The sequence below is a fragment of the Hydrogenophaga sp. RAC07 genome (genome assembly GCF_001713375.1).
GTDB lineage: Bacteria > Pseudomonadota > Gammaproteobacteria > Burkholderiales > Burkholderiaceae_C > Hydrogenophaga.
Map to the genome: position 1 here is coordinate 1,072,655 of NZ_CP016449.1, position 25,030 is coordinate 1,097,684.

Here is a 25,030-nt window from a genome sequence, read left to right on the forward strand (position 1 = left end):
GGTTCGTGTCCTGAAGAGGTTTACTTGACGGCGCCGAAGGTGAGGCCTTGGACCAGTTGTTTCTGGCTGAACCAGCCGAACACCACGATGGGCGCAATGGCCATGAGCGAAGCGGCGGACAGCTTGGCCCAGAACAGGCCTTCGGGGCTGGAGTAGCTGGCGATCAGCGTGGCCAGCGTGCCGGCCTGGGCCGAACTCAGGTTCAGGCTCCAGAAGGCTTCGTTCCAGCTCAGCACCAGGCACAGCAGGCCGGTGGAGGCGAACGTGCCCAGCGACAGCGGCAGCAGCACCTTGGTGGCTTCCTGCCAGAGCGTGGCGCCGTCCATGCGCGCGGCCTCCAGGATTTCGTTGGGGATCTCCTTGAAGCCCGAATACAGCATCCACACCATGATGGGCAGGTTGGACAGCGTGAACACGATGATGAGACCGAGCTGCGTGTCGAGCAGGTGGCTCTTCTGTGCCAGCACATAGATGGGCACCAGCGCACCCACGGCCGGCATCATCTTGGTGGAGAGCATCCACATCAGGATGTCCTTGTCGTACTTGCCCTTGAAGAAGGCCATGGCGTAGGCCGCCGGCGCCGCAATGGCCAGACCGAGCAGGGTGGACACCACGCTCGTGACCACCGAGTTCCAGGCGTAGTGCAAGTAGTCGCTGCGCTCCTGCACCTCGTGGAAGTTCTCCAGCGTGGGTTTGAAGAACAGCTCGGGCGGGATCGCAATGGCCTGCAGCTCGGTCTTGAATGCGGTCAGCAGCAGCCAGCCCAGTGGAAAGAACAGCAGCAGGGCCACAGCCCAGGCGGCTACGGTGCGCACCGCGTAGGCGGGTGTGAAGGTGGATTCGCGTGCCATGGGTTGATCTCACTTGTCCAGATTTTTTCCGACCATGCGGATCAGGAAGATGGCCGCGATGTTGGCCAGCACCACCGCGAACAGCGCTCCGGCCGAGGCCACGCCGGCGTCGAAATTGAGCAGCGCCTGCTTGAAGATCAGGAAGGCCACGTTGGTGCTCGCGTCGCCCGGGCCTCCGCCGGTGGTGGTGTAGATCTCGGCGAACACGCTGAGCAGGAAGATCATTTCGATCATCACCACCACCGCCACCGAGCGGCCCAGGTGCGGGATGTAGAGGTAGCGCAGTTGCTGCAGCCAGGTGGCGCCGTCCATGCGCGCGGCTTCGAGCTGCTCGCGGTTCATGCTCTGCAGCGAGGTCATGAAGATCAGCGTGGCAAACGGCAGCCATTGCCACGACACCATGACGATGATGGAGAACAGCGGGTGATCGGTGAGCCAGTCCACCGGGGTGGCGCCGAAGAAGGTCCACACCTGTGCGAGCACGCCGTAGATGGGGTTCATCATCATGTTCTTCCACAGCAGCGCGTTCACCGTGGGCATGACGAAGAAGGGCGAGATCAGCAGCACGCGCACGAGACCGCGGCCGGCAAAGGGTTCGTTGATCAGCAGGGCGATGGCCGTGCCGAAACCCACGGTGATCAGGATCACGCTGCCCAGCAACAGCAGCGTGTTGAGCACCGCGGTGCCGAACGAGGCGTCGGTGACGAAGTACTCGAAGTTCTCCAGCCCGGCAAAGCCGGTCACATCCGGCTGCATCAGGTTGTAGCGGATCAGGCTGAAATAGATCGTCATCACCAGCGGCACGATCATCCAGAGGAAGAGCGTGGCCACGGCGGGCGTGAGCAGCAGGCGGGGAAGCAGGCGGTTCATGGTGAGACCCTGAAGACGACAGACGCTTTTGCGAAGACTCCCTCCCCCGCTGGGGGAGGGCAGGGGTGCGGGGCCGTCTCCGGGCAAAGGACTTCGCCGACAAAGCTTCTGCCAGCGTGCCCCCACCCCAACCCTCCCCCAGCGGGGGAGGGAGCCGACAGCCCCCCGGGCTTACTTGTAGTACCCGGCCTTCTTCATCTCACGCTCGGCCGCCACCTGCGAGGCCTTCAGCGCCGCGTCCACCGTGGTCTTGCCGGCCAGTGCCGCGCTCATCTGCTGTCCCACCGCGATACCGATCGCCTGGAACTCGGGAATGGCGGCGAACTGCACGCCCACGTACGGGCTCTTGGGCAGGGTCGAGTCGGTCGGGTTGGCCGAGTCGATCGCCACCTTCTCGGCGGCTGCGAAGCGGGCCGCTTTCTGGAACTCGGGCGAGGCGTAGGTGCTCTTGCGCGTGCCCGTGGGCACATTGGCCCAGCCATTGGTCTTGGCCACCAGCTGCACATAGTCCTTGCTCGTTGCCCAGGTGATGAACTTCTGCGCCGCGTCGACCTTCTTCGAACCGGCGGGAATGGCCAGGTTCCACGACCACAACCAGTTCGCGCCCTTGGGTGTGACGGCGGTGGGGGCCTGTGCAAACGCCATCTGGTCGGCCACCTTGGACTGCTTGGGATCGCTCACGAACGAGGCTGCGATGGTCGCGTCGATCCACATGCCGCACTTGCCGGAGTTGGTCAGTGCCAGGATCTCGTTGAAGCTGTTGGCCGACGAGCCGGGCGGGCCGTAGTTCTTCAGCAGGTCCACGTAGAAGGTGATCGCGTCCTTCCAGGGCTTGGTGTCGATCTGCGGCTTCCACTGCATGTCGAACCACTGGCCGCCGTGCGTGTTGACCAGCGTGGTCAGAAACGCCATGTTGTCGCCCCAGCCCGGCTTGCCGCGCAGGCAGATGCCGTACACGCCGTTCTTCGGGTCGTGCATCTTGGCCGCGAGGTCCTTGATCTGCACCCAGGTCGGGCGCTCGGGCACCTGCACGCCGGCCTTGTCGGCCAGGTCCTTGCGGTACATCAGCATCGAGCTTTCGCCATAAAACGGCGCGGCAAACAGTTTGCCGTCGATCGACAGGCCGCTGCGGATCGCGGGCAGAAGATCGTCCACGTCGTAGCTGCCACCGGTCTTCAATTCCTGCAGCCAACCCTTCTTGCCCCAGATCGGCGCTTCGTACATGCCGATGGTCATCACGTCGAACTGGCCGCCCTTGGTGGCGATGTCGGTGGTGACGCGCTGGCGCAGCACACCTTCTTCGAGCGTGACCCACTTGAGCTTGATGTCGGGGTTGGCGGTCTCGAAGACCTTGCCGAGTTTCTGCATCTCGATCATGTGGCCGTTGTTCACGGTGGCAATGACGAGCTCGGTGTTGGCGTGTGCGAAGCCGGCGCCCAGGAGGGCGGCGGCCAGAACAGAAGCGAGGCGGAATTTCACGGTGTGTCTCCTGCGTTTTGGTGGGAAGCGGATGCGACGGCCTTCAGCAGACCGTGGACGGATTCTGGCCAAGGCTGCACGCGCGGTTTGTACGCAAGAGGGTGTCTTGCGTACTCTCTTGCATCTGAAAGTCGGTATTTACCCTAGGAATCGGCGCAGAGTTTGCGCCCGCGGAGGCTGACGAGGCGTCAGCTGCTTCCCCGCACCAGCAGTTCGAAGCCCAGATCCACCGAGTTCGCGGCGGGCACCTCCCCGCGCATCAAGCCCAGCAGCATCTGCGCACTCGCCTCGCCCATTGCTTTGCGAGGGGTGCGCACGGTGGTCAGCGGCGGCACCATCTGGTCGCTGCCCGAGAGGTCGTTGAAGCCGGCCACCGCGATGCGGCCGGGCACGTCCACACCCAGGCGCAGCGCGGTGAGCAGTCCACCTTGCGCGAGGTCGTCGTTGCAGAAGAACACGGCGTCCACTTCGGGGCGGGTGCGCAGCAGGTCCTCAAGCAGCTCACCACCGAGCCGCATCGACGACGGTTGCGGGCTCAACAATTCGAGCCTGGCGTCGTACAGGCCGTGCTCGCGCAGGCAGCGGCGGTAGCCTTCGGCTCGCTGCAGGGTGCGCGGGTCGAGCTGGGCCGCCACAAAGGCGATGCGCTGGCGGCCGCGTTGCACCAGGTGTTCGGTGATGGCGTGGCCGGCTTCGGTTTGGGAGAAGCCCACGCAGTACACGTTGGGCGCTTGCGTGAGTTCCATCAAATACACGCAGGGCACGCCGCTGCCCGCGATCATCTGGCGCGCGGCTTCGGTGCGATCGAAGCCGGTGAGCAGCAGGCCGGCCGGGCGGTGCGCGAGGTAGCTGCGCAGCAGCTGTTCTTCTTCTTGCGGCTCGTAGTGCGTCACGCCGATCATGGGCTGGTAGCCGTGGGGCAGCAGGGTGCGGTGCACAGCTTCAAGCACATCGACAAACAGCGCGTTGGACAACAGCGGCACCAGCACCGGCACCTGCGTGCTGCGCTGCGAGGCCAGCGCCCGCGCGGCGGGGTCGGGCACGTAGCCGAGTTGGTCGGCCGCGCGCTTGACGCGCTCCACCAGATCGGCCGCCACGCCGCGCTCTCCACGCAAGGCGCGAGAGGCGGTGATGGGGCTGACTTCGGCGGCCAGCGCCACGTCGCTGAGGGTGGTGCGCCCGCTGTGGCGGCGCTTGCGTTCGGTCGGTTCCAAGGGTTTTCCCGGTATTTGGTGCGGATCGTGTGGCGTTAGGATAGCGCTGTCCAAGGCCCTGCGCCACCCGAATTTACCCTGAATGGTCGGTGTTTCTCGGGGAGGCAACCGACGGACCACGGCGAAGCCACCCTCGCGATTCGCTCCTTTTTTAGCCCAATGGGATAGCGCTACCAAATGAAGAACCTGCCCGAAAACAGCTCCCTCGTCGTCATGGGCGTGGCGGGTTGTGGCAAATCCAGCCTGGGTCAGCGGTGTGCCGAGGCGCTGGGCCTGCCGCTGCTCGAAGGCGATGACTTTCATTCCGAGAGCAATGTGACCAAGATGCGCAGCGGCACGCCGCTGAGCGACGACGACCGCGCGGCCTGGCTGGAGGCGTTGGCCACGCAGTTGCAGGCGCATCCACAAGGCGTGGTGCTGACCTGCTCGGCGCTCAAGCAGCGCTACCGCGAGCGCCTGCGCGCCGCCGCCCCCGGCCTGCGCTTCGTGTTTCTCGACCTCACGCAAGACCAGGCCCGTGCCCGCGTGGCTGCGCGACCCGCGCACCTGTTCCCGGTGAGCCTGGTGGCCAGCCAGTTCGCCGCGCTGGAAGACCCGCGCTTTGAACCCGGTGTGTTGCGCCTGGACGCCACGCAACCGTTGAAAGACCTGGGCTCGGCCGTGGTGCGCTGGGTGCGCAGCGCACCCGCCCCCGCCACCCTGGAGAGCCGCTCATGAAATCGGGCCATGTTTTGAAACACGGGGCCGAAGCCCTGCTCGCGCTGTGCCTGGCCGGCATGGTGGTGTGTGTGTTGGGCAACGTGGTGCTGCGCTACGGTTTCAACAGCGGCATCAACGCCACCGAAGAACTCTCGCGCCTGCTGTTCGTGTGGATGGTGTTCTTGGGCGCAACCGCCGCTTACCCGCTGGGCCAGCACATGGCCTTCACCAGCCTGGTGGGGGCGCTGCGCGACAAGCCCGCGCTGTTCGCCACCGCGACGCTGGCCATCCGCCTGCTGGTGCTGCTGGCTTGTGTGTTGCTGGGCCGGGGCGCCTGGCAGCAGGTGGTGGTGGGCATGGAGAGCAATTCGGTGGTGCTCGGTTACCCGGTGGCGCTGTTGCCGCTGCCCGCGCTGCTGTGTTCGTTGGCCATCGGCCTCATGGTGCTGATCGAGATCGTGCGGCGCACGCCGCTCGACCTGGGCCACCAGGCCGAGATGGAGTAGGACCATGACCGTTGAAGCAATGGCCTTCGTGGTCTTCATCGCCGGCATGGTGGTGCTCATGGGCATCGGCATGAACATGGCGTTTGCCTTGTTGCTCACCGGGGCCGCCATGGCCTGGGTGATGGATTTCTGGGACACGCAGTTGCTGGCCCAGAACATGGTGGCCGGTGTCGACAGCTTTCCGCTGCTGGCCGTGCCCTTCTTCATCCTCGCGGGTGAGCTCATGAACACGGGCGGCATCAGCAAACGCATCATCGACATGGCGCAGGCCTGGGTCGGCCATGTGCGCGGCGGGCTGGGTTATGTGGCCATCGGCGCGGCGGTGTTGCTCTCGGCCATGTCCGGCTCGGCGCTGGCCGACGCGGCGGCCATGTCGGCCATCTTGCTGCCCATGATGCGCAAGCACGGTTACCCGGTGGCCTCGTCCGCCGGCCTCATTGCCGCGGGCAGTGTCATCGGCCCGATCATCCCGCCGTCGATGGCCTTCGTGATCTACGGCGTGACCACCAACACCTCGATCTCCGCGCTGTTCATCTCGGGCATCGTGCCCGGCTTGATCATGGGTGTGGCGCTGGTGCTGGCGTGGCGCGTGGTGCTGCGCAAGATGACGCTGACCAGTTCGCCCCCGGTGCCCATGGCCGAGCGCCTGCGCCTCACCGCCCGCGCGTTCTGGGCCCTGCTCATGCCGGTGATCATCATTGGCGGCATGAAGAGCGGTGTGTTCACGCCCACCGAAGCCGCCGTGGTGGCCGCCGCCTACGCGCTGACCATTGCGCTTTTCGTGCACCGCGAAATGCGCCTGCCCGAGGTGTACGGCGTGCTGGTGCGCGCGGCGAGCACCACCTCGGTGGTCATGTTCCTGTGTGCCGGCGCGGCCGTGGCCAGCTACATGATCACGCTGGCCGACCTGCCGTCCACACTCACCGGCTGGCTCGGCCCGCTGGTGGAACACCCGCGCCTGCTCATGGTCACCATGATGATCGTGCTGGTGCTCATCGGCACCGCGCTCGACCTCACGCCCACCATCCTGATCTTCGCGCCGGTCATGCTGCCCATCGCCGTCAAGGCGGGCATCGACCCGGTGTACTTCGGCCTCATGTTCGTGCTCAACGGCGCCATCGGCCTCGTCACGCCGCCGGTGGGCACGGTGCTCAACGTGGTGGCCGGCGTCGGGCGCCTGCCCATGCACCAGGTCATCAAGGGCGTGAACCCGTTTCTCTTCACCTACATCCTCGTGCTCGCCCTGTTCATCGTGTTTCCGCAGATCGTCACCGCGCCCGTGGCGTGGATGCGTTGATCCCTCACCCTTTCACCCCTCACCACTCCAAGGAGACTGTCATGACCCTGTTCCGTCGCACCCTCATCGCCGCCACCGCCGCGGCCGCCTTCGCTGCGCCCTTCGCAGCGCTCGCGCAAGACATCAAACCTCGCATCATCCGTTTCGGTTACGGCCTGAACGAAATCTCCAACCAGGGCCGCGCCACCAAGATGTTCGCCGAAGAAGTTGAAAAAGCTTCGGGCGGCAAGATGAAGATCCGCGCCATCGGTGCGGCCGCGCTGGGCTCCGACGTGCAGATGCAGCAGGCCCTGATCGGCGGCGCGCAAGAGATGATGGTGGGCTCCACCGCCACGCTGGTGGGCATCACCAAGGAAATGGCGCTGTGGGACACGCCTTTCCTGTTCAACAACGCGCAAGAGGCCGACGTGGTGCTGGACGGCCCGGTGGGCCAGAAGGTCATGGACAAGCTGCAGGAGAAGGGGCTCGTGGGCCTGGTGTACTGGGAAAACGGTTTCCGAAACCTCACCAACAACAAGCGCGCGGTGACCAAGCTGGAAGACATGGACGGCATCAAGCTGCGCGTGATGCAGAACAACGTCTTCATCGACAGCTTCAAGACCCTGGGCGCCAACGCCGTGCCGCTGCCGTTCTCCGAGCTCTTCACCGCGCTGGAGACCAAGACGGTGGATGGCCAGGAGAACCCGTACAACACCATCCTCTCCAGCAAGTTCTACGAGGTGCAGAAGTACCTGACGGTGACCAACCACGTCTACAGTCCCTGGATCGTGACCGTGAGCAAGAAGTACTGGGACCAGCTCAGCAAGGACGAGCAAAAGGTGCTGATGGACGCCGCGAAGAAGAGTCGCGACTTCGAACGCAAGGACACGCGCGCCGAAGCCGAAAAGGCGCTGGCCGAGCTCAAGGGCAAGGGCATGCAGGTGAACCAACTCAGCCCCGCTGAAGCCGGCCGCATGCGCGACCAGCTCACCCGCATCAACGCCACCATCGCCACCAACGTGGGCATGGACCTGTGGAAGGAAACGCAGGCGGCGGTGGCCAAGGCGCGCGGCGCGAAGTAAACGCCCGAGCGCTGGTCTGAGAAAGCCGACCCCGTTTGGGGTCGGCTTTTTTCATGGTGTCGGGCGGATCATCTTGCGGGCAGGTCGCGCGACAGCAGCTCGGCGTCGAGCACACCGGGCCCCTGCGCGTGGGTGGTGGGGCGTTCGACGTGGCGCTTGACCGTGGCAATGCCTTGCGCCGGGCTGATCCAGCGGGTCTCGGTCTCGCCCGTGCTGTCTTTCCAGGAAATCTTCCAGGTCTTGAAGGTCCCGGCCGGCACGGTCACGTCTTCGAAGGCCTCGACCTTGAAATCGCGCCTCATCGGAACCCGGGCGCCGCTGGCGAAGACCGTCACCATGTACTGTGTGCTCCAGGTCTGGCCCACCGTCAGCGGCCATGCGTAGTCGATCGGTGGATCGAACGCCATGAAGGGTTTGCCGTCGGGCGTCAGGTTGGCCAGCATCGCAAAGCTCACGGGATCGTGCAGCGCCGTGCCGGCCTGCGGTGCGCCGAACGAAATCACCGGCTTGCCCTGCCAGGTGGACGGTGTGTGTGTCCACACCACCTTGCCGTCGTAGGTGCCCAGGCTGCCCGAACTCTTGCGGTGGTAGGTGAGCACAGTGCCCATGGGTGAGATCACCATGCGCTCGGCCGTTGGCGGTGGCGTGGCGCAGCCGGAGACGTTCAACAGGGTGAAGCCGGCGAGGGCCAGCAGGGCGGCGGACAGGGGGGTGGGACGTGGGTGCATGTTGGCTCCAGAGCGGTTGGTTTGCAGACGGGCCATTGCCCTTGCGAAATCCACTCTAGGCAGGCCTTCGCCGCGCCCACTGAGCAAACTCAATCACCCGCCGCGTGCCATCGCGGCGGGTTTGATCTGTGTCAAACCTTGCGCTGTTCCATCGCCTTGGCCATCGTCTTGCCCAGTTCCACGCCCCACTGGTCGAACGCGTTGATGCGCCAGATCGCGGCCTGGGTGAAGACCTTGTGTTCGTACAGCGCGATCAGGGCGCCCAGGCGCATCGGGTCCAGCCGGTCGAGCCACAGCAGGTTGCTCGGAATGTTGCCCTCGAACGTGCGGTGCGGCGCCATGGCGGCCGCGTCGGCTTCGCTCATGCCGTCCTTCATCAGCGCGGCTTGTGTGTCCTGCAGCGAGCGTCCGCAGGCCATGGCCTGGGCCTGGGCGCGCAGGTTGAGGTTGACGACGCCGTGGTGCGTGGCGGCCATGGGCAGCGGCGTGTCTTCGTTCAGCACACCGATGAAATCCACCGGCACGGTGTGTCGGCCTTGGTGGATGAGCTGGAAGTAGGCGTGTTGCCCGTCGATGCCCAGGCCTCCCCAGACGATGGGGCCGGTGTCCACCGTGGTCGGCGTGCCGTCGGTGTGGGTGCGCTTGCCGTTGGACTCCATGTCCATCTGCTGCACGAAGGGGGTGAAGCGCGCCAGCCGCGAGGCGTAGGGCACGATGAGCTGGGTGGGCATCTCCAGGAAGTTGCGGTTCCAGATGCCGGTCAGCGCCAGCTGCATGGGCAGGTTTTGCGCGGGCAGTGCGGTGCAGAAATGCTCGTCCATGGCGCGCGCACCGGCCAGGAAGGCGCGGAAGTTTTCAGCGCCGACGGCGATGGCCAGCGGCAGGCCCAGCGCCGACCACACCGAGTAGCGCCCGCCCACCCAGTCCCAGAACAAGAAGGTGCGCTCGCTCGGGTAGCCCAGCCTGGCGGCCTGTGCCGGGCTCGCGGTGATGGCCACGAGGTGTTTGGACAAAGCCTCGGGTGGGCAGCCGTGGTCGGTCAGCCAGCGTTGCGCGCTGGCGGCGTTGGTCAGCGTTTCCTGCGTGGTGAAGGTCTTGCTGGAGACCACGAGCAGGGTGCGCTTCGCGTCGAGACCACGCAGCACGCTCCACAGCGCCCACGCGTCGGGGTTGGAAACGCAGTGCACGCGCACACCGGGCACGGCCGGGGCCGCCAGGTGGGCCAGGGCCTCGATGGCCATGCGCGGGCCGAGGTCGGAGCCGCCGATGCCGATGTTCACCACGTCGGTGATGGCCTCGCCCGAGAAGCCGAGCACGGCGCCCGCGTTCAGCGCCTGGGCAAAGTCGCACACACGCGCCAGCTCGCGTTGCACATCGGCCTGCACCGCATTGCCCCAGGGGCCGGCGTGCAGCGGGTCGCCCCGCAGTGCCACGTGCAACACCGGGCGGTCCTCGGTGGTGTTGATGGTGTCGCCGCGGAACATGGCGTCGCGCTGCGCCGCCACGTCGGATTGTTCGGCCAGCGCGAGCAGTGCCTGCTGGATGGCTGGTGTGAGGCGCTGGCGGCTGGCGTCCAGGGCAATGCCCGCGGCAGTCAAGCCCATGCGGTGCTCGCGGTGGCTGTCGGTGAGCAGTTCGCGCAGGTGCGGCGTGGGGCTGGCGGCCAGTGTCTGCAGTTGCTGCCAGGCGGGCAGGGTGGTGGGCAGTTTCATGGATGGCGTCTCTCTCAGTTGGGCGCGGCCATCGCGGTGGCCTCGCGCGCCAGTTTCGTGATGCCGGCCCAGTCTCCGTTGCGCAGCAGATCGGCCGGGGTGAGCCACGAGCCACCGGCCATGGCCACATTGGGCAGTTTCAGAAAGTCGCGCAGGTTGTCCACGCTCACGCCGCCGGTGGGGCAGAAGCGCACGTCGGGCAGCGGCGCGCCGAGCGCCTTGAGCATGCCGATGCCACCGGCCTGCGAGGCGGGGAAGAGTTTCATGAGCGTGAAGCCGTGGTCGCGTGCGCGCATGACTTCGCCGGGTGTCATCACACCGGGGATGAAGGGCAGGTTCGCTTCGCGCACGGCGTGCACGAGTTCGTCGGTGCAGCCCGGCGACAGGGCGAAGCTGGCGCCGGCCGCGACCACCTGCCTGACTTCGGCGACACGCGTGACGGTGCCGGCACCCAGGTGCATCTGCGGCACGGCGCGCGCGACGGCTTCCATGGCGTGCAGGGCCACGTTGGAGCGCAGGGTGATCTCCATCACATCGATGCCGCCTTCCAACAGGGCGTGGGCCAGCGGCACGGCGTGGGCCGCGTCGTTGAGCACGATCACGGGGACGACGCGCGAGGTGAAAGCGGGGCGGGTGAAGCAGGTGGTCATGGTGTTCCTTGGGGTTCAGCCAAACAGCGGCGATGCGCCGAGCTCGGCCACGCTGGCGTGCTGGCGGAACATGGCGAACAGCTCTCGGCCGGTGCCGTGCTGGTTGGCGCTGAGGTCGGGGTGGTGCAGCTCGCGCGCGTTGAAGGTGTCAACGTCCACCTCCAGTTCGAGCACGCCGCGCTCGCAGTCCAGCGTGATCCAGTCGCCGTCTTTCACGCGTGCGATCGGGCCGTTGGCCAGGGCCTCGGGGCTGAGGTGGATGGCCGCGGGCACCTTGCCCGAGGCGCCGGACATGCGGCCGTCGGTGACCAGCGCCACCTTGAAGCCCTTGTCCTGCAGCACGGCCAGCGGCGGCGTGAGCTTGTGCAGCTCGGGCATGCCGTTGGCGCGTGGGCCCTGGTAGCGCACCACGGCGATGAAGTCGCGCTCGAGTTCGCCGGCATTGAACAGCGCCAGCAGGTCTTGCTGGTCGCTCACGACCACGGCCTGAGCACGCACCACGCGGTGCTCGGGTTTCACGGCGGACACCTTCACCACGCTGCGGCCCAGGTTGCCCTGCAGCAGGCGCAGGCCGCCGTCGGCGCTGAAGGGCTCGGCCACCGGGCGCACCACCGAGGTGTCGCCGCTCTGCGTGGGCACCGGGCGCCATGCCAGTTGGCCATCGTCCAGCCAAGGCTCTTGTGTGTAGGCCTGCAGGCCGTAGCCCATGACCGTGGCCACGTCGGCGTGCAAGAGTCCGGCGTCAAGCAACTGCCGCATGAGGTAGCCCATGCCGCCGGCGGCGTGGAAGTGGTTCACGTCGGCGCTGCCGTTGGGGTACACACGCGCCAGCAGCGGAATCACGTGCGAGAGCTCGGCGAAATCGTCCCAGTCCACCAGCACACCGGCGGCGCGCGACATGGCCACGAGGTGCAGCGTGTGGTTGGTCGAACCGCCCGTGGCGAGCAGGCCGATGATGCCGTTGACCAGGGTTTTTTCGGTCACGATGTCGGCCATGCAGATGGCCGGTTCACCTGTGCGCCCGGTGTTGGCCACGGAGCGCTTCACGGCCTCGGCGGTGAGCGCATCGCGCAGCGGTGTGCCGGGATTCACAAACGACGCGCCGGGCAGGTGCAGGCCCATGATTTCCATCAGCATCTGGTTGCTGTTGGCGGTGCCGTAGAACGTGCAGGTGCCGGGGCTGTGGTAGGCCTGCGCTTCCGATTCGAGCAGGGCCTCGCGCCCCACCAGGCCCTGGGCGTACTGCTGGCGCACCTTGGCCTTGGCGTCATTGGACAGGCCCGAGGTCATGGGGCCGGCGGGCACGAACACGTTGCTCAGGTGGCCGAACTGCAGCGCACCCATGAAGAGGCCGGGCACGATCTTGTCGCAGATGCCGAGGAACAGTGCGGCGTCGAACACGTTGTGCGAGAGCGCCACCGCGGTGGACAGGGCGATCACGTCGCGCGAGAACAGCGAGAGCTCCATGCCGGACGCACCCTGGGTGACGCCGTCGCACATGGCGGGTACGCCGCCGGCCACCTGCACCGTCACGCCCAGGCCGTGGGCGATGCCGCGGATCTGCTGCGGGTAGGTCTCGTAGGGCTGGTGGGCCGAGAGCATGTCGTTGTAGGCGGTGACGATGCCGAGGTGCGGCGCACGTTCGGCGTGGATCTTGAGCTTGTCGGACGCCGGCAGCGCGGCCGTGGTGTGGGCCATGTTGGCGCAGCCCATGCCGGCGCGCTGGGTGCCGGTCTTGCGCTGTGCGGCCATGGAGGCCAGGTAGGCGGCTCGGGTGGAGGCGCTGCGTTCAATGATGCGTTCGGTGACGCGTTGCAGCGTCGGGTGCAGTGTGGTCATGATGTCTCCGATTCAATTCAAGTGAACACCGCGGAACGGGCTTTGCCCGGCCGCAGGTGTTGCCCCCTGGAGGGGGGATGCGGCTACACGCAGTGACAAAGCGACGGGGGTGGTCATCAAGAAAGCCAGACACTCACGGGCGTCTGGTGCTGGTTGAGGATGAGCGACACCGGCAGGGCTTCGTCGGCGCCGAGGCGGGCTTGCTGGAACACGGCCAGCTTGCTGGCGCCGCTGATCGCCAGCGCGAGTTCGCGCGTGGCCAGCAGGGCGGGCAGGGTGAGGGTGAGGCGCGCGTGGGGCGCCGTGGCCGGGCGAACCCAGGCCACCGGGCCGCTGCTGTACAGCGCCTGGTTCAGACCGGGCGCGCCGGGGAACAGCGACGCGGTGTGGCCGTCGTCGCCCATGCCGAGCACCGCCATGTCCATCGGCCAGGGCTGGGTGGCCAGGCGGCGGTTGGCGGCGTCCACCAGGCGGATGAGCGCTGGTTCATCCAGCGTGTCGGGCAGCGTGTCAAAGAAGGGAACGAAGGTGGCCGCTGCAGCGTCGTCTTTCAGCAGGTGCTGGCGCACCAGCGCGGTGTTGCTGTCGGCGTGGTCGTGCGGCACGCAGCGTTCGTCCACCAGCAGCACGGTCACGCGTTTCCACTCCAGCGGCAGCACGCGCAGCGCTTCAAACAGCGCGATGGGCGACTTGCCACCCGAGACCGCCAGCACGGCGTGTCCGCGCAGGTTGATGGCCAGGTGCAGGCTTTGCGCGATGGTGTCGGCGAGTTGCCAGGCCAGCTCGGCGGCCGAGTTGCAGGCGTGCTCTTTCATGATTCTTCCACCCAGGCCGAGCCTTCGCGCGCCATCAGGGCCGACGAGGCCGCCGGGCCCCAACTGCCTGCGGTGTAGGCCTTGGGCTTCTCGTTCAGGTTCTTCCAGCCGTCCAGGATGGGCTCGACCCAGGTCCATGCGGCTTCGAGTTCGTCGCGGCGCATGAAGTGCGTGAGGCGGCCCTTGATCACGTCCATGAGCAGGCGCTCATAGGCTTCGGCGCGGCGCGCGCTGAAGGCGGATTCGAGGTCCAGGTTCAGGCTCACCGGGCGCAGACGCATGCCGCTGCCGGGTTCCTTGGCCATCATCTGCAGCTGCACGTGTTCTTCGGGCTGCAGGCGGATCATGAGCCGGTTGACCGGCTGGCGTGGTGCGTCCGGAAAGATGGTGTAGGGCAGGTCGGCGAACTCGATCACGATTTCCGAGCGACGCTCGGCCATGCGTTTGCCGGTGCGCAGAAAGATCGGCACGTTGGCCCAGCGCCAGTTGTTGATGTGGGCGCGCAGGGCCACGAAAGTTTCGGTCGCGCTGTCGGGCGGCACGTTGTCTTCCTGGTGGTAGCCCACCGCCTTGTCGCCGTTGGAGGCGCCCGCGGTGTACTGCCCGCGCACCGTGTCGCGCGCCACGTCGGCCACGGTCATGGGGCGCAGCGAGCGCAGCACCTTGAGCTTTTCGTCCCGCACAGCGTCGGGGTCGAGCGAGACCGGCGGCTCCATGGCCACGATGCACAGCAGCTGCAACAGGTGGTTCTGCAGCATGTCGCGCAGCGCGCCGGTGCCGTCGTAGAAGCCGGCGCGGCTGCCCACGCCCACCGATTCGGCCACCGTGATCTGCACGCTCTTGATGTAGGGGCTGCGCCAGAGCGGTTCGAAGATGGTGTTGCCGAAGCGCAGCACCATGAGGTTCTGCACCGTCTCCTTGCCGAGGTAGTGGTCGATGCGGAAGGTCTGCGCCTCGCTGAAAAAGCGGCCAACTTCCTCGTTGATCTGGCGCGCCGAAGCCAGGTCGTGGCCGAGGGGTTTTTCAAGCACCACGCGCGAGCGCGCATCGATCAGGTCGGCGCTGGCGAGGTGGGCACAGATGCCGGTGAACAGCGTGGGGGCGGTGGCCAGGTAGTAGACGCGGTCGGAGCCGTTCTGCAGCGCCGCGCCCAGGGCCGCGAAGTCGGCGGGTTGTGTCGCGTCCAGGCACACATAGCCCAGCCGGTCCTTGAAGGCGGTCCAGGCCGCGTCGTCCAGCGCTTCGGCGTCGATGAAGCCGCGCACCTTGTCGTCGACGAAGGCGGTGAAGGTGTTGCGGTCCCAGGGCTGGCGACCGAGTGCGAGGATGCGCGTGGCCTCGGGCAGGTTGTGGTGCAGGTGCGCCATGTAGAGCGCGGGCAGCAGTTTGCGCACCGAGAGGTCGCCCGCGCCACCGAAGATCACCAGGTCGAGCGGAACCTGGGGGGCGGAGGTGGCGGCGGTGGGGCTTGAGGTGACCATGGATCTAATCAAGTTACTTGATAAAACGGGATCGTAATGTAATTAAGTTACATAACGGGTACAGGATGCCAACGCCTGCCCGGCAGGGCATGGGGCGTTGCCTCCACCTTAACCGCCGAAGCGGCGCGCGCCCAGTCAGAGGGTGCGAAAAACCGGTGGCTGGGCCGTGGTGCGGGCCACCACCTCGGCCAGGCTGGGCGGGGTGCAGCCGGTTTGCATCACGCACAGGCTGGCGCTGGCCACGGCGTGCGCCAGCAAGTGTTTCGCGTCGGTGGCGTCCAGCCGCAGTTCGTCGGCTCGGGTGGCGTGGTGCATGGCCGGGCGCTGCAGCAAAGCCACCAGCAGACCGGCCAGAAAACAGTCGCCCGCGCCCACCGTGTCGACCACCGTGACCGGCGCCGACTCGGCGCTGTGCCAGGCCCGGCCATCGCGCGTCAGCAGCACCGCACCGCCCGCGCCCAGGGTGAGCGCCAGCCACTGCGCGGACGTGCTGGCCAGCAGCGCGCCGGCCTGGTGCATGGCGTCTGCGCCATCGATGCCCAGCGTGTCGAGGTCGTCGTCGCTCACCTTGATCAGGTGGGCCTGCTGCAGGGCGGCCATCACGCTGGCACGGTAGGCATCCATGTCGGGCACCACGGCCGGGCGCAGGTTGGCGTCCACCACCACCAGGCGCCCTGCGGCGCGCTGGGCCCGCAGCCAGGGCAGGTAGTGGGCGCTGTCCTCGGCCGCCAGCGCCAGGCAGCCGGTGACGGTGATGCGAAGGCCCGGATGGGCTTCGCAGGCGGCGATCAAACCCTGCGCCGTCACCTGCCGGTCGGCCACGCCCTCACGGTAGAAGCTGTAGCTGGCCTTGCCCTGGTCGTCCAGACCCACCACCGCGAGCGACGTGGGCTCGTGCGCCGGTTGCGGCTGGGCGAGCGTCACGCCGGCCTGCGCGATGCCGTTGGCCAGGAGTCGGCCGAAGCGATCGGCCGCGAGCGGGTTGAGGTAGAGCGTGCCCACCCCTTGCAGGCCAAGGGCGCGCGTGAGGTTGTAGACCGCGCCGCCCGCGCAGGGGCGCAGACGCCCGTCGGCGTCTTCGATCAGATCGATGAGGGCTTCGCCAGCGGTGGCGACTTGAACGGCTCCGGGGATGCTAGGGAAAACCATAACTAAATCCAGTTGATTTATTAACCTGAGTCGAAATATAGTCCAACCACACCGCAACGGGCCTCGTGAAAACCCCAAGTGTCTGGCGGCGTGATCCTTGACCGATTCCTTCCACCTGAGGAGACAAACATGACCTTCCGCGCATTCACATTCGCTTCAACAGCCTGTGCCTTGTCCGTGCTCGCCCTGGCCGCTTCAACGGCCCACGCACAGGCCCAGCCCGTCATCGGCCTGATCACCAAGACCGATTCCAACCCCTTCTTCGTGAAGATGAAAGAGGGCGCCGACGCCGAGGCCAAAAAGCTCGGCGCCAAGCTGCTGACGGCGGCGGGCAAGACCGACGGCGACAACGCCGGCCAGGTGACCGCCATGGAAAACATGATCGCCGCCGGCGCCAAGACCATCCTGCTCACCCCCAGCGACGCCAAGGCCATCATCCCGGCCATCAAGCGCGCGCAGGCGCAGGGCGTGATGGTGATCGCGCTCGACAGCCCGACCGACCCCGTCAGCGCGGTGGACGGCCTCTTCGCCACCGACAACTTCAAGGCCGGTGTGCTGATCGGCCAGTACGCCAAGGCCGCGCTCGGCGGCAAGGCCCCGGTGATCGCCACGCTCGACCTGTTCCCCGGCCACCCGGTGGGCGCCCAGCGCCACAACGGTTTTCTCCAGGGCTACGGCCTGAAGTCGCTGGACGTCAAGAGCAACGACCTGGCCAAGCCGGCCGAGGTGGTGTGCATGGCCGACAGCTTCGGTGACGCGGCCAAGGGCCAGACCGGCATGGAAAACTGCCTGCAGAAGAACCCGGGCATCAACGTGGTCTACACCATCAACGAACCCGCTGCGGCTGGCGCCTACAAGGCACTCAAGGCCGCCGGCAAGGAAAAGGACGTGGTCATCGTGTCGGTGGACGGCGGCTGCGCCGGCATCAAGGACGTGGGCGCCGGCGTGATCGCCGCCACCTCGCAGCAGTACCCGCTGCGCATGGCCGCCATGGGTGTCGCCGCCGGCGTGGAATACGCCAAGACCGGCAAGAAGGTCAGCGGCTACACCGACACCGGCGTGACCCTGATCGCGGCCAAGCCGGTGGCCGGTGTGGACAGCAAGGACGTGAAAACCGGCATGGACCTCTGCTGGGGTGTGAAGTGAGGTGCTCCCCCCTGCGCCGCTGCGCGGCTTCCCCCCTCTCTGGCGCCTTCGGCTTGGAGGGGGGACGGCACCTTGGGCCGGCGGAGCCGGACCCTTGCTGCCCCTGGTCGGGGGCACTTCACTCCTGCGGACCTTGCTTCGGCGCGGTGACCGAGTTCCATCTGGGAGAACTGTCGTGAAAACCCTGGCTTCCAAACTACCCCCCATGGGCACGCTCGGGCCGTTCATTGCCCTGCTGCTGGCCTGCGCGTTCTTTGCCACGCAAAGCGACCGCTTCCTCACGCTGCAGAACTTCTCGCTGATCCTGCAGCAGGTGATGGTGGTGGGCACGATCGCCATTGGCCAGACGCTGATCATCCTGACCGCGGGCATCGACCTCTCGTGCGGGATGATCATGGCCCTGGGCAGCATCGTCATGACCAAGATGGCGGCCGACTTCGGGCTCTCGGCACCGGTGGCCATTGCCCTGGGCATAGCCGCCACCGCGCTGTTCGGCCTGGTCAATGGCCTGCTGGTGACCAAGGCCAAGCTGCCGCCCTTCATCGTTACGCTGGGCACGCTCAACATCGCGTTTGCCATCACCCAGCTCTACAGCGGCTCGCAGACCATCACCGACATCCCCGAGGGCATGAACTGGCTGGGCCAGTCGTTTCGCATCGGCGGCACCAACGTGCTCTACGGCGTGATCCTGATGCTGGTGCTCTACCTCGTGACCTGGCTCGCTTTGCGCGAGACCGCGCCCGGACGCCACATCTATGCGGTGGGCAACAGCCCCGAGGCCACACGGCTGACCGGCATTTCCACCGACAAGGTGCTGCTGGGCGTGTACGTGGCGGCCGGCGTGTTCTACGGCATCGCGTCCATGCTCAGCGTGGCGCGCATCGGCGCGGGTGACCCCAATGCCGGGCAGACCGAGAACCTCGACGCCATCACCGCCGTGGTGCTGGGCGGCACCAGCCTGTTTGGCGGGCGCGGCATCCTGCTGGGCACGCTGGTGGGCGCGCTCATCGTGGGTGTGTTCCGCAACGGCCTCACGCTCATGGGCGTGAGTTCGGTCTACCAGATCCTGGTCACCGGCATCCTGGTGATCCTCGCGGTCGCAACGGATCAGATGTCCCGCAAAGGAGTGCGCTGATGAACCCGAATGCACCTTTGGTGATCCAGGCCAGGGGCCTGGTGAAACGCTACGGCCAGGTCACCGCACTCGACGGCGCCGACTTCGAATTGCGCGCCGGTGAGATCCTGGCCGTGATCGGCGACAACGGCGCCGGCAAATCGAGCCTGATCAAGGCCTTGTCGGGCGCGACCATTCCCGACGAAGGCCAGATCTTTCTGGACGGCCAGCCCATCCACTTCAAGAGCCCGATCGACGCGCGCCGCGCCGGGATTGAAACGGTCTACCAGGACCTCGCCGTGGCCCCGGCCATGACGATTGCCGAGAACCTGTTTCTTGGCCGCGAGATCCTGCGCCCAGGCTTCCTGGGCAGCTTCCTGCGCATGATGGACAAAAAGAAAATGCTGAGCGAGAGCATCTCGCGCATGAACGATCTGAAGGTCGGCATCCGCTACATGACGCAGGCGGTGGAAACGCTCTCGGGCGGCCAGCGCCAGTGTGTGGCGGTGGCGCGCGCGGCGGCCTTCGCGCAGCACGTGGTGATCATGGACGAGCCCACCGCCGCGCTGGGCGTGAAGGAGGGCAACATGGTGCTGGAGCTGATCCGCCGCGTGCGCGACAAGGGCCTGCCGGTGATCCTGATCAGCCACAACATGCCGCACGTGTTCGAGATCGCCGACCGCATCCACATCGCGCGCCTGGGCAAACGCGCGGCGGTGGTCAACCCCAAGGTGATCAGCATGAGCGACACCGTGGCCGTGATGACCGGCGCCAAGCTGGCCGAAGAACTGCCTGCCGAGGCACTGGCCTGACCATGCTCAAAGGCATCGATCCCCTGCTCAGCCCCGAGCTGCTCAAGTTGCTGGCCGAGATGGGCCACGACGACGCGCTGGTGCTGGCCGACGCGAATTTCACCGCCATGAGCCTGGGCGCGGGCAAGACCGTGCTGCGCCTGCCGGGCGTGGGCATGGCGCGCACGGTGCAGGCCGTGGCCAGCGTGCTGCCGTTGGCGGCCGACGTGCCGCAGCCCGTGGCCTACATGCAGGTGGGCGGCACCGAGGCGCCTTACAGGTCGGCCCTGCAGCGCGAGACGCTCTCCGTGCTGGCCGCTGAAGGCCTGCGTGATGACCAGGCCGAAGCGGTGGAGCGGTTCGCGTTTTACGAGCGCGTGAAAAGGGCCTACGCCATCGTCGTCACCGGCGAGCTGCAGCCCTGGGGCAACTTCATCCTGCGCAAGGGTGTCATCGGCGACACTTTGCGCACCTGAATCCGACACCGAACCCGACGCAGTGAACAACGAAGACGCCGCCGCCGAAGCCTTGCCCGACACCGAACCGGGTGACCAGCCGCGCCTGCGCCCGCGCGGCTCCAACCAGGTGGGCATGCGCCAGTTCAACGAGCGGGTGGTGCTGCAGGCGCTGCGCGTGCACGGCAGCCTGGCCAAGGCCGACATCGCGCGCCTGACCGGGCTCACGGCCCAGACCATCGGCCTGATCACCGCGCGGCTCGACGAAGACCAGTTGCTGCGTCGTGAGGCACCCGTGCGCGGGCGCGTGGGCCAGCCCTCGGTGCCACTGGGCCTGCACCCGGACGGCGCGTTCGCCATCGGCATCAAGATCGGCCGGCGAAGCGCCGACTGGCTGCTGGTGGACTTCACCGGACAGGTGCGCGAACGCCTCGTGCTGGACTACGCCTTCCCCGACATCCCGGTGCTGCTGCCCGCGATCAAGACCAACCTCAACCGACTGCTCAAGAAACTCGGCCCGCTGAGCGACCGCGTGGTGGGTGTGGGCGTGGCGGCACCGTTCCAACTGGGGGGCTGGCACCGCATGCTGGGCCTCACGGCCGAACAATCGCAAGCCTGGAACCAGATCGACCTGGGCGCCGAGGTGCAGAAGCTCACCGAGCTGCCGGTGAATTTTGCCAAGGACACCTCGGCCGCCTGTGTGGCCGAACTGCTGCAGGGCCGCGGGCGCGACATCCGCAGTTTTCTCTACTTGTTCATGGACACCTTTGTGGGGGGTGGTCTGGTGCTCGACTCGCACCTGCACCGCGGCATCCACGGCAACGCGGGCGCGGTGGCATCACTCCCGCTGCGCGTGGCGCAGGGCGGAGAGCTGGCGCCGCAACTCATTGGCGAAGCCTCGCTGTGGGACCTGGAGCAGCGCTTTCGCCAGCACGGCCTGGACCCGATGGCGGCCTACGACGCGCGGGCCCTGCAATCGCCCTGGCTGCCGTACAGCCAGGAGTGGATGACACGCGCCGCGCCGGCGCTGGCGCAGTGCGTGGTCTCGGGCACGGCGTTTCTCGATGTCGAGGCGGTGGTGATGGACGGCGCGGTGGCGCCCGACCTGTTGCGCGCCCTGTGCGAGGCCACGCGCGCGGCGCTGGCGGCCTACAACTGGGAGGGCCTGCACCGCCCGCGCCTGGAGCTGGGCAGCATCGGCTCGGACGCGCGTGCACTGGGCGGTGCGTTGCTGCCGCTGCACACCTGCTTCGCGCCCGACCACGACGTGATCCTCAAGGTCTGAGAACCTCAGGCGGGCTGCAACCCGTTGGCGGTGAGGTGCAGCACGCGCTGCGCGCGCGCGGCGGCGGCTGTTGAATGTGTGACCAGCACCAGCGCCGCGCCGCTCTCGCGGGCCTGCTGCTCCAGCACGCCCATCACCTGCGCGGCGGTGCCCGGGTCGAGGTTGCCGGTGGGTTCGTCGGCCAGCAGCAGGCCGGGGCGGTGCACCAGCGCGCGGGCAATCGCCACGCGCTGCAACTGACCGCCCGAGAGCTCGGCCGGCAATCGCGCGCCCAGATCGCCCAGGCCCACGGCGTCCAGCATCTGCTGCACACGCGCGGTGTCGGGCCGGCCCAGGAGCAGCAGGGGCAGGCCCACGTTCTGCGCCACGTCCAGGTGCGGCAGCACGTGAAAGGCCTGGAACACAAAACCCAGATGCTCCCGGCGCCAGTGCGCGCGCTGCGTGTCGCTGAGTCCACCGAGGTCCACGCCGGCGTGGCTGATGCGGCCTTCGCTCCAGTCGTCCAACGCGGCCAGGCAGTTGAGCAGGCTCGATTTGCCCACGCCCGATTCGCCCACGATGGCGATGAACTCGCCCGGTGCCACGGTGAGGTTCACGCCGCTGAAGACGGTGGTGGTGCCGTAGCGTTTGCCGAGCTGTTCAACGATGAGGGACATGCAGATCACATGGGTGCGCCCAGCAGGGCTTGCACCGATTCGAGCACGCGCGCCCGTGCGTCGGGCGCGTCGCACGCAATGACCTTGCGCTGTGACATGGAGCGCAGCCAGGTGAGCTGGCGTTTGGCGAGCTGGCGCGTGGCCGCCACGCCGAGTTCGCGCAGCTCGGCGACCTGCGCCGGCTTGAGTGTGTTGCCATAGGCATCGAGCAGATCCCAGGCCTGGCGGTAGCCCACGCAGCGCATGGAGGGCAGGTCGGTGGAGAGGTCGCCGCGCGCGCGCAGGCGCTTCACTTCGATGATGAAGCCCTCGGCCAGCATGGCGTCGAAGCGCTGCGCGATGCGCGCGTGCAGCCAGGCGCGGTCATGGGGTTCCAGCGAGATCAGGTGCTCGGGTGCGAGCGGGCTGTCGGGGTTGTGCGTGCGCCCGGTCTGAAAACTGGAGAGCGGCTTGCCCGAAACCTCGAACACCTCAAGCGCGCGCTGGATGCGCTGCGAATCGAAAGGCGGCAGGCGCGAGGCGGTCACCGGGTCCACCCGCGCCAGCTCGGCGTGCAGCGCGGGCCAGCCGAGCGTTGCAGCACGCGCATCGATCGCTCCTCTCACCGCAGCGTCGGCCTGCGGCATGTCGTCCAGACCCACGAGCAGCGCCTTGAAATACAGCATGGTGCCGCCCACCAGCAAGGCGGTGCGGCCACGGCCGTTGATCTCGCCCACCAGGCGCGTGGTGTCGCGCACGAAGTCGGCGGCGCTGTAGCTCTGCAACGGGTCGAGGATGTCGATCAGGTGGTGCGGCACCTGGGCCAGCTCGGCGGCCGTGGGCTTGGCTGTGCCGATGTTCATGCCGCGGTAGACCAGGGCCGAGTCGACGCTGATGATTTCCACCGGCCAGCGCTGTGCGATGGCCAGCGAGGCCGCACTCTTGCCGCTGGCGGTGGGGCCAGCCAGGCCGATGCAGGACACGAGGGCCATGGTCTGGGTCAGCCTTGCGTCACGTCGGCGGGTGCCAGGCGCTCGGGCCCGGGCCGGCTTTCGCCGAAGCGCTGCACCAGCGTCCAGGCGGCGAGCGCAATGAGCACGCTCCAGAACCAGATGCCGTTGGTGAGCGGCAGCACGGTGCCGGTGCCGGCCTGGATGGCAGCGAGGCTCTGGCCCAGCCATCCACCCACCACAAAGGCCGCGATCATCATGATGAAACCCGCGAGTGCGGAGGCCGCGCCCGCCGCTTGCGGGAACGGCCCGACGGCTCCGCTCTGGCCGCAGGGCTGGTGCACGCCGTGGCCCATCATGAACAAGTAGAACGGCAGCATGATGGCCCAGGCGCTTCGCACCTCCAGCAGCGCCAGCACGCCCATGCTGGTGCCGCCCGCCAAGGTGAGCACAGCGGCCAGTGCCACCGTGCGGCGCACGCCGAACGCCAGCAGCAGGCGCCGGCAGATGAAGGTGCCGACGATGTAACTCAGCGACATCGTCATCATCGTCAGGCCGTAGGCGGTTTTCGACAGACCCAGCACCTGGATGAACACGAAAGGAGAGGCGGCCAGAAACGTGAACAGGCCGCAGTACGAAGCGGCGGACAGCAGCGCAAACGCCCAGAACGTGGGATGGCGCGCGATCTGCACCCAGGTGCCCAGCAGCATGCCGGGCTGCAGCGCCCGCGGGTTCTTCGCGGCCAGCGTTTCCTTGAACCGCCAGGCGATCACGGCCAGCGTGATGGCGCCGAACACGGCCACGGCCATCAGCGACAGGCGCCAGCCCAGCAGGTCGGACAAGAAGCCCCCCAGCGGCGCGCTGGCGCAGGCGATCACGCCCAGGCCGGTGAGGCCCTTGGACATCATCCGCGCGCCTTCCGTGGGTGCGTAGAGGTCGCGCACCACGGCACGTGCACACATCACGCCCGCGCCCATGGCCGCGCCCTGCACCGCGCGCCAGACGATGAGCTGTTCAATCGACGGCGAGAAGGTGCTGCCCACCGAGGCCACCACGAAGGCACTCATGCCGATCAACAGGATGGGACGGCGACCGAACCGGTCCGACAGCGGCCCCCAGAACATCTGGGACACGCCGAACGCCAGCAGCAGCGCGGTGAGCGTGAGTTGCGCTTGCGACATGGCCGCGCCAAAGCCCTCGGTGAGCGCGGGCAGGGCGGGCAGATAGAGGTCGGTGGCGATGGGCTGCAGGCCCAGCAGCAAGGAGAGTGTGAGCACCACCAGGCCGGGCGACATGGCCGGTGATGTGGGAGAAGAAGTCAGCGTGGCGGGCATCCGGTCGAGGGTAGCAGAACACCCTGCGCGAAAGCCCGGGCGCAGCGTTCAGTTCTTCACCACCCGCACATCGGGCCGCAGACCGAACAGGCTGGCCAGCGCCACCCGGTATTGCGCTTGACCCACCGAGTTGGTGTTGTGGTGAGAACCACCTTCCACCAGCACGAAGGCCTTGCGGCCCGTGGCGGCCTCGAACAGCTTGCGTCCGAGCTCCGGCTGGATCAGGCGGTCCGCACCACCGTGCACCACCAGCAGCGGCGAGCCGATCTCGGCCACACGCTTGACCGCTTCGAAGCGCTGGGTGATCAAGAGCGACACCGGCAGCCAGCCCCACTTGAAGGTGCTCACCACATCGGGGATGGAGGTGAAGGTGCCTTCGACCACCGTGCCGGCTTCGTCGGGCACCTGGGCCGCCAGTTCGATGGCGATGGCGCCACCGAGCGAATGGCCAAAGATGTAGCGCGGGCGGCCGGGGTACTTCTCACCGAGCCATTTCCATGCCGTGCGCGCGTCTTCGTAGGCCAACTCCTCGGAAGGCAGTTCATTGGTGCTTTTGCCGAAGCCGCGGTAGTCGATGGCCAGCACGGAGAAGCCGAGCTCCTGCATGCGCTGGGCGCGGAAGGCCGAGCCGGTGACGTTGAAACGGGCGCCGTGCAGATACAGCAGCACGGGTGCATCCGCGCGCTCGGTGAAGTTGTCGTTTTGCGCCCAGAGACCGTGCAGCTTGACGGGTTTGCCGGTGACGCTGGAGGTGAAATCGATCCACACGTCCTGCATGCTCTCGGCCGCGTAGGTGCCGCCGGCCCAGCTGCGGTCGGAGGGTTGGAAGATCCAGGCGCGCTGTTTCTCGTCGAGCGTGGCGCAACCGGCAAGCAGGGCCAGTGTGGCCAGCAGAAGGGCGATCAGGCGTTTCATGACGGTGATGGAGGGGCTTGCCGGGAAAAAAGTTCAGTCTTCGCTGCGCGCAGG

Annotated in this window: 24 protein-coding genes; 9 read left to right on the top strand and 15 right to left on the bottom strand. The window is 67.2% G+C overall.

What is annotated here, in order from left to right; translation table 11 throughout:
• Nucleotides 1-20: 20 nt before the first annotated feature.
• The 4 genes from BSY239_RS04940 to BSY239_RS04955 form a co-directional block, all read right to left on the bottom strand.
• A complete protein-coding gene (locus tag BSY239_RS04940; protein WP_069045867.1) occupies nucleotides 21-851 on the bottom strand; it encodes a carbohydrate ABC transporter permease in 831 nt (276 codons plus the stop codon).
• A 9-nt stretch (nucleotides 852-860) separates the two neighbouring features.
• Nucleotides 861-1,721, bottom strand: coding sequence for a carbohydrate ABC transporter permease (locus BSY239_RS04945; RefSeq protein ID WP_069045868.1), 861 nt, complete (start codon nucleotides 1,719-1,721; stop codon nucleotides 861-863).
• A 171-nt stretch (nucleotides 1,722-1,892) separates the two neighbouring features.
• A complete protein-coding gene (locus tag BSY239_RS04950; RefSeq protein WP_069045869.1) occupies nucleotides 1,893-3,200 on the bottom strand; it encodes an ABC transporter substrate-binding protein in 1,308 nt (435 codons plus the stop codon).
• Nucleotides 3,201-3,388: 188 nt separating this feature from the next.
• Nucleotides 3,389-4,414, bottom strand: coding sequence for a LacI family DNA-binding transcriptional regulator (locus BSY239_RS04955; protein ID WP_069045870.1), 1,026 nt, complete (start codon nucleotides 4,412-4,414; stop codon nucleotides 3,389-3,391).
• A gap of 177 nt (nucleotides 4,415-4,591) precedes the next feature.
• On the opposite strand from BSY239_RS04955, the gene BSY239_RS04960 reads away from it, so the two are divergent.
• The 4 genes from BSY239_RS04960 to BSY239_RS04975 are packed head-to-tail and all read left to right on the top strand — an operon-like array spanning nucleotide 4,592 to nucleotide 7,977.
• Nucleotides 4,592-5,131: a gluconokinase gene (locus BSY239_RS04960; protein ID WP_069045871.1), complete on the top strand. Its 540-nt coding sequence runs from the start codon at nucleotides 4,592-4,594 to the stop codon at nucleotides 5,129-5,131.
• Nucleotides 5,128-5,619: a TRAP transporter small permease gene (locus tag BSY239_RS04965; RefSeq protein ID WP_069045872.1), complete on the top strand. Its 492-nt coding sequence runs from the start codon at nucleotides 5,128-5,130 to the stop codon at nucleotides 5,617-5,619. The genes BSY239_RS04960 and BSY239_RS04965 overlap by 4 nt, the downstream gene beginning before the upstream one ends.
• A gap of 4 nt (nucleotides 5,620-5,623) precedes the next feature.
• Entirely contained in the window at nucleotides 5,624-6,916 is a 1,293-nt protein-coding gene (locus tag BSY239_RS04970; RefSeq protein ID WP_069045873.1) for a TRAP transporter large permease, read from the top strand.
• A 41-nt stretch (nucleotides 6,917-6,957) separates the two neighbouring features.
• Nucleotides 6,958-7,977, top strand: a complete 1,020-nt coding sequence (locus BSY239_RS04975; RefSeq protein WP_069045874.1) for a TRAP transporter substrate-binding protein — start codon at nucleotides 6,958-6,960, stop codon at nucleotides 7,975-7,977.
• Nucleotides 7,978-8,045: 68 nt separating this feature from the next.
• Here the strand turns inward: BSY239_RS04975 and BSY239_RS04980 are convergent, their stop codons facing one another.
• The 7 genes from BSY239_RS04980 to BSY239_RS05010 form a co-directional block, all read right to left on the bottom strand.
• Nucleotides 8,046-8,705, bottom strand: coding sequence for a hypothetical protein (locus BSY239_RS04980; protein WP_069045875.1), 660 nt, complete (start codon nucleotides 8,703-8,705; stop codon nucleotides 8,046-8,048).
• Between the two features lie 131 nt (nucleotides 8,706-8,836).
• Nucleotides 8,837-10,417: a glucose-6-phosphate isomerase gene (gene pgi, locus BSY239_RS04985; RefSeq protein ID WP_069045876.1), complete on the bottom strand. Its 1,581-nt coding sequence runs from the start codon at nucleotides 10,415-10,417 to the stop codon at nucleotides 8,837-8,839.
• Between the two features lie 14 nt (nucleotides 10,418-10,431).
• Nucleotides 10,432-11,067: a bifunctional 4-hydroxy-2-oxoglutarate aldolase/2-dehydro-3-deoxy-phosphogluconate aldolase gene (eda, locus tag BSY239_RS04990; RefSeq protein ID WP_069045877.1), complete on the bottom strand. Its 636-nt coding sequence runs from the start codon at nucleotides 11,065-11,067 to the stop codon at nucleotides 10,432-10,434.
• A 15-nt stretch (nucleotides 11,068-11,082) separates the two neighbouring features.
• Nucleotides 11,083-12,906 carry a phosphogluconate dehydratase gene (gene edd / locus BSY239_RS04995; protein WP_069045878.1) on the bottom strand — a complete coding sequence of 608 codons (1,824 nt, stop codon included), beginning with the start codon at nucleotides 12,904-12,906 and terminating at the stop codon, nucleotides 11,083-11,085.
• 116 nt (nucleotides 12,907-13,022) lie between these two features.
• The gene (gene pgl, locus BSY239_RS05000) at nucleotides 13,023-13,721 is read right to left on the bottom strand and encodes a 6-phosphogluconolactonase (RefSeq protein ID WP_069045879.1); all 699 of its coding nucleotides are present in this window, start codon (nucleotides 13,719-13,721) and stop codon (nucleotides 13,023-13,025) included.
• Nucleotides 13,718-15,202, bottom strand: coding sequence for a glucose-6-phosphate dehydrogenase (gene zwf, locus BSY239_RS05005; protein WP_069045880.1), 1,485 nt, complete (start codon nucleotides 15,200-15,202; stop codon nucleotides 13,718-13,720). Before zwf ends, pgl begins: the two co-directional genes overlap by 4 nt.
• A gap of 135 nt (nucleotides 15,203-15,337) precedes the next feature.
• Entirely contained in the window at nucleotides 15,338-16,351 is a 1,014-nt protein-coding gene (locus BSY239_RS05010) for a PfkB family carbohydrate kinase (RefSeq protein WP_069045881.1), read from the bottom strand.
• Nucleotides 16,352-16,480: 129 nt separating this feature from the next.
• On the opposite strand from BSY239_RS05010, the gene BSY239_RS05015 reads away from it, so the two are divergent.
• From BSY239_RS05015 to BSY239_RS05035, 5 genes are all read left to right on the top strand, one after another.
• Nucleotides 16,481-17,497: a sugar ABC transporter substrate-binding protein gene (locus BSY239_RS05015; protein ID WP_069045882.1), complete on the top strand. Its 1,017-nt coding sequence runs from the start codon at nucleotides 16,481-16,483 to the stop codon at nucleotides 17,495-17,497.
• A 205-nt stretch (nucleotides 17,498-17,702) separates the two neighbouring features.
• A complete protein-coding gene (locus tag BSY239_RS05020) occupies nucleotides 17,703-18,632 on the top strand; it encodes an ABC transporter permease (RefSeq protein WP_069045883.1) in 930 nt (309 codons plus the stop codon).
• Complete coding sequence (locus tag BSY239_RS05025) at nucleotides 18,632-19,423, top strand: ATP-binding cassette domain-containing protein (protein WP_069045884.1); 792 nt, start codon at nucleotides 18,632-18,634, stop codon at nucleotides 19,421-19,423. Before BSY239_RS05020 ends, BSY239_RS05025 begins: the two co-directional genes overlap by 1 nt.
• Nucleotides 19,424-19,425: 2 nt before the next feature.
• Entirely contained in the window at nucleotides 19,426-19,878 is a 453-nt protein-coding gene (locus tag BSY239_RS05030; protein ID WP_069045885.1) for an RbsD/FucU family protein, read from the top strand.
• A gap of 52 nt (nucleotides 19,879-19,930) precedes the next feature.
• Nucleotides 19,931-21,142, top strand: coding sequence for an ROK family transcriptional regulator (locus tag BSY239_RS05035; RefSeq protein ID WP_069048782.1), 1,212 nt, complete (start codon nucleotides 19,931-19,933; stop codon nucleotides 21,140-21,142).
• A 5-nt stretch (nucleotides 21,143-21,147) separates the two neighbouring features.
• Here BSY239_RS05035 and BSY239_RS05040 read toward each other — a convergent pair whose 3' ends face one another.
• From BSY239_RS05040 to BSY239_RS05055, 4 genes are read right to left on the bottom strand one after another with little or no spacing between them, the layout of a single operon-like run.
• Nucleotides 21,148-21,798: an ABC transporter ATP-binding protein gene (locus BSY239_RS05040; RefSeq protein ID WP_069048783.1), complete on the bottom strand. Its 651-nt coding sequence runs from the start codon at nucleotides 21,796-21,798 to the stop codon at nucleotides 21,148-21,150.
• Nucleotides 21,799-21,803: 5 nt separating this feature from the next.
• Nucleotides 21,804-22,769 (bottom strand): tRNA (adenosine(37)-N6)-dimethylallyltransferase MiaA, encoded by a 966-nt coding sequence (gene miaA / locus BSY239_RS05045; RefSeq protein WP_069045886.1) that lies wholly within the window; start codon nucleotides 22,767-22,769, stop codon nucleotides 21,804-21,806.
• An 8-nt stretch (nucleotides 22,770-22,777) separates the two neighbouring features.
• The gene (locus tag BSY239_RS05050) at nucleotides 22,778-24,061 is read right to left on the bottom strand and encodes a Bcr/CflA family efflux MFS transporter (protein WP_069045887.1); all 1,284 of its coding nucleotides are present in this window, start codon (nucleotides 24,059-24,061) and stop codon (nucleotides 22,778-22,780) included.
• 48 nt (nucleotides 24,062-24,109) lie between these two features.
• Nucleotides 24,110-24,976 (bottom strand): alpha/beta hydrolase, encoded by an 867-nt coding sequence (locus tag BSY239_RS05055; RefSeq protein WP_069045888.1) that lies wholly within the window; start codon nucleotides 24,974-24,976, stop codon nucleotides 24,110-24,112.
• Nucleotides 24,977-25,030 lie beyond the last annotated feature (54 nt).

What these genes read in the sequence shown, in the direction of transcription:
- BSY239_RS04940 (WP_069045867.1), bottom strand. Translation starts at nt 851, where the DNA reads ATGGCACGCGAATCCACCTTCACACCCGCCTACGCGGTGCGCACCGTA.
- BSY239_RS04945 (WP_069045868.1), bottom strand. Translation starts at nt 1,721, where the DNA reads ATGAACCGCCTGCTTCCCCGCCTGCTGCTCACGCCCGCCGTGGCCACG.
- BSY239_RS04960 (WP_069045871.1), top strand. Translation starts at nt 4,592, where the DNA reads ATGAAGAACCTGCCCGAAAACAGCTCCCTCGTCGTCATGGGCGTGGCG.
- BSY239_RS04965 (WP_069045872.1), top strand. Translation starts at nt 5,128, where the DNA reads ATGAAATCGGGCCATGTTTTGAAACACGGGGCCGAAGCCCTGCTCGCG.
- BSY239_RS04970 (WP_069045873.1), top strand. Translation starts at nt 5,624, where the DNA reads ATGACCGTTGAAGCAATGGCCTTCGTGGTCTTCATCGCCGGCATGGTG.
- BSY239_RS04975 (WP_069045874.1), top strand. Translation starts at nt 6,958, where the DNA reads ATGACCCTGTTCCGTCGCACCCTCATCGCCGCCACCGCCGCGGCCGCC.
- BSY239_RS04980 (WP_069045875.1), bottom strand. Translation starts at nt 8,705, where the DNA reads ATGCACCCACGTCCCACCCCCCTGTCCGCCGCCCTGCTGGCCCTCGCC.
- pgi (WP_069045876.1), bottom strand. Translation starts at nt 10,417, where the DNA reads ATGAAACTGCCCACCACCCTGCCCGCCTGGCAGCAACTGCAGACACTG.
- eda (WP_069045877.1), bottom strand. Translation starts at nt 11,067, where the DNA reads ATGACCACCTGCTTCACCCGCCCCGCTTTCACCTCGCGCGTCGTCCCC.
- edd (WP_069045878.1), bottom strand. Translation starts at nt 12,906, where the DNA reads ATGACCACACTGCACCCGACGCTGCAACGCGTCACCGAACGCATCATT.
- pgl (WP_069045879.1), bottom strand. Translation starts at nt 13,721, where the DNA reads ATGAAAGAGCACGCCTGCAACTCGGCCGCCGAGCTGGCCTGGCAACTC.
- zwf (WP_069045880.1), bottom strand. Translation starts at nt 15,202, where the DNA reads ATGGTCACCTCAAGCCCCACCGCCGCCACCTCCGCCCCCCAGGTTCCG.
- BSY239_RS05010 (WP_069045881.1), bottom strand. Translation starts at nt 16,351, where the DNA reads ATGGTTTTCCCTAGCATCCCCGGAGCCGTTCAAGTCGCCACCGCTGGC.
- BSY239_RS05015 (WP_069045882.1), top strand. Translation starts at nt 16,481, where the DNA reads ATGACCTTCCGCGCATTCACATTCGCTTCAACAGCCTGTGCCTTGTCC.
- BSY239_RS05020 (WP_069045883.1), top strand. Translation starts at nt 17,703, where the DNA reads ATGGGCACGCTCGGGCCGTTCATTGCCCTGCTGCTGGCCTGCGCGTTC.
- BSY239_RS05025 (WP_069045884.1), top strand. Translation starts at nt 18,632, where the DNA reads ATGAACCCGAATGCACCTTTGGTGATCCAGGCCAGGGGCCTGGTGAAA.
- BSY239_RS05030 (WP_069045885.1), top strand. Translation starts at nt 19,426, where the DNA reads ATGCTCAAAGGCATCGATCCCCTGCTCAGCCCCGAGCTGCTCAAGTTG.
- BSY239_RS05040 (WP_069048783.1), bottom strand. Translation starts at nt 21,798, where the DNA reads ATGTCCCTCATCGTTGAACAGCTCGGCAAACGCTACGGCACCACCACC.
- miaA (WP_069045886.1), bottom strand. Translation starts at nt 22,769, where the DNA reads ATGGCCCTCGTGTCCTGCATCGGCCTGGCTGGCCCCACCGCCAGCGGC.
- BSY239_RS05050 (WP_069045887.1), bottom strand. Translation starts at nt 24,061, where the DNA reads ATGCCCGCCACGCTGACTTCTTCTCCCACATCACCGGCCATGTCGCCC.
- BSY239_RS05055 (WP_069045888.1), bottom strand. Translation starts at nt 24,976, where the DNA reads ATGAAACGCCTGATCGCCCTTCTGCTGGCCACACTGGCCCTGCTTGCC.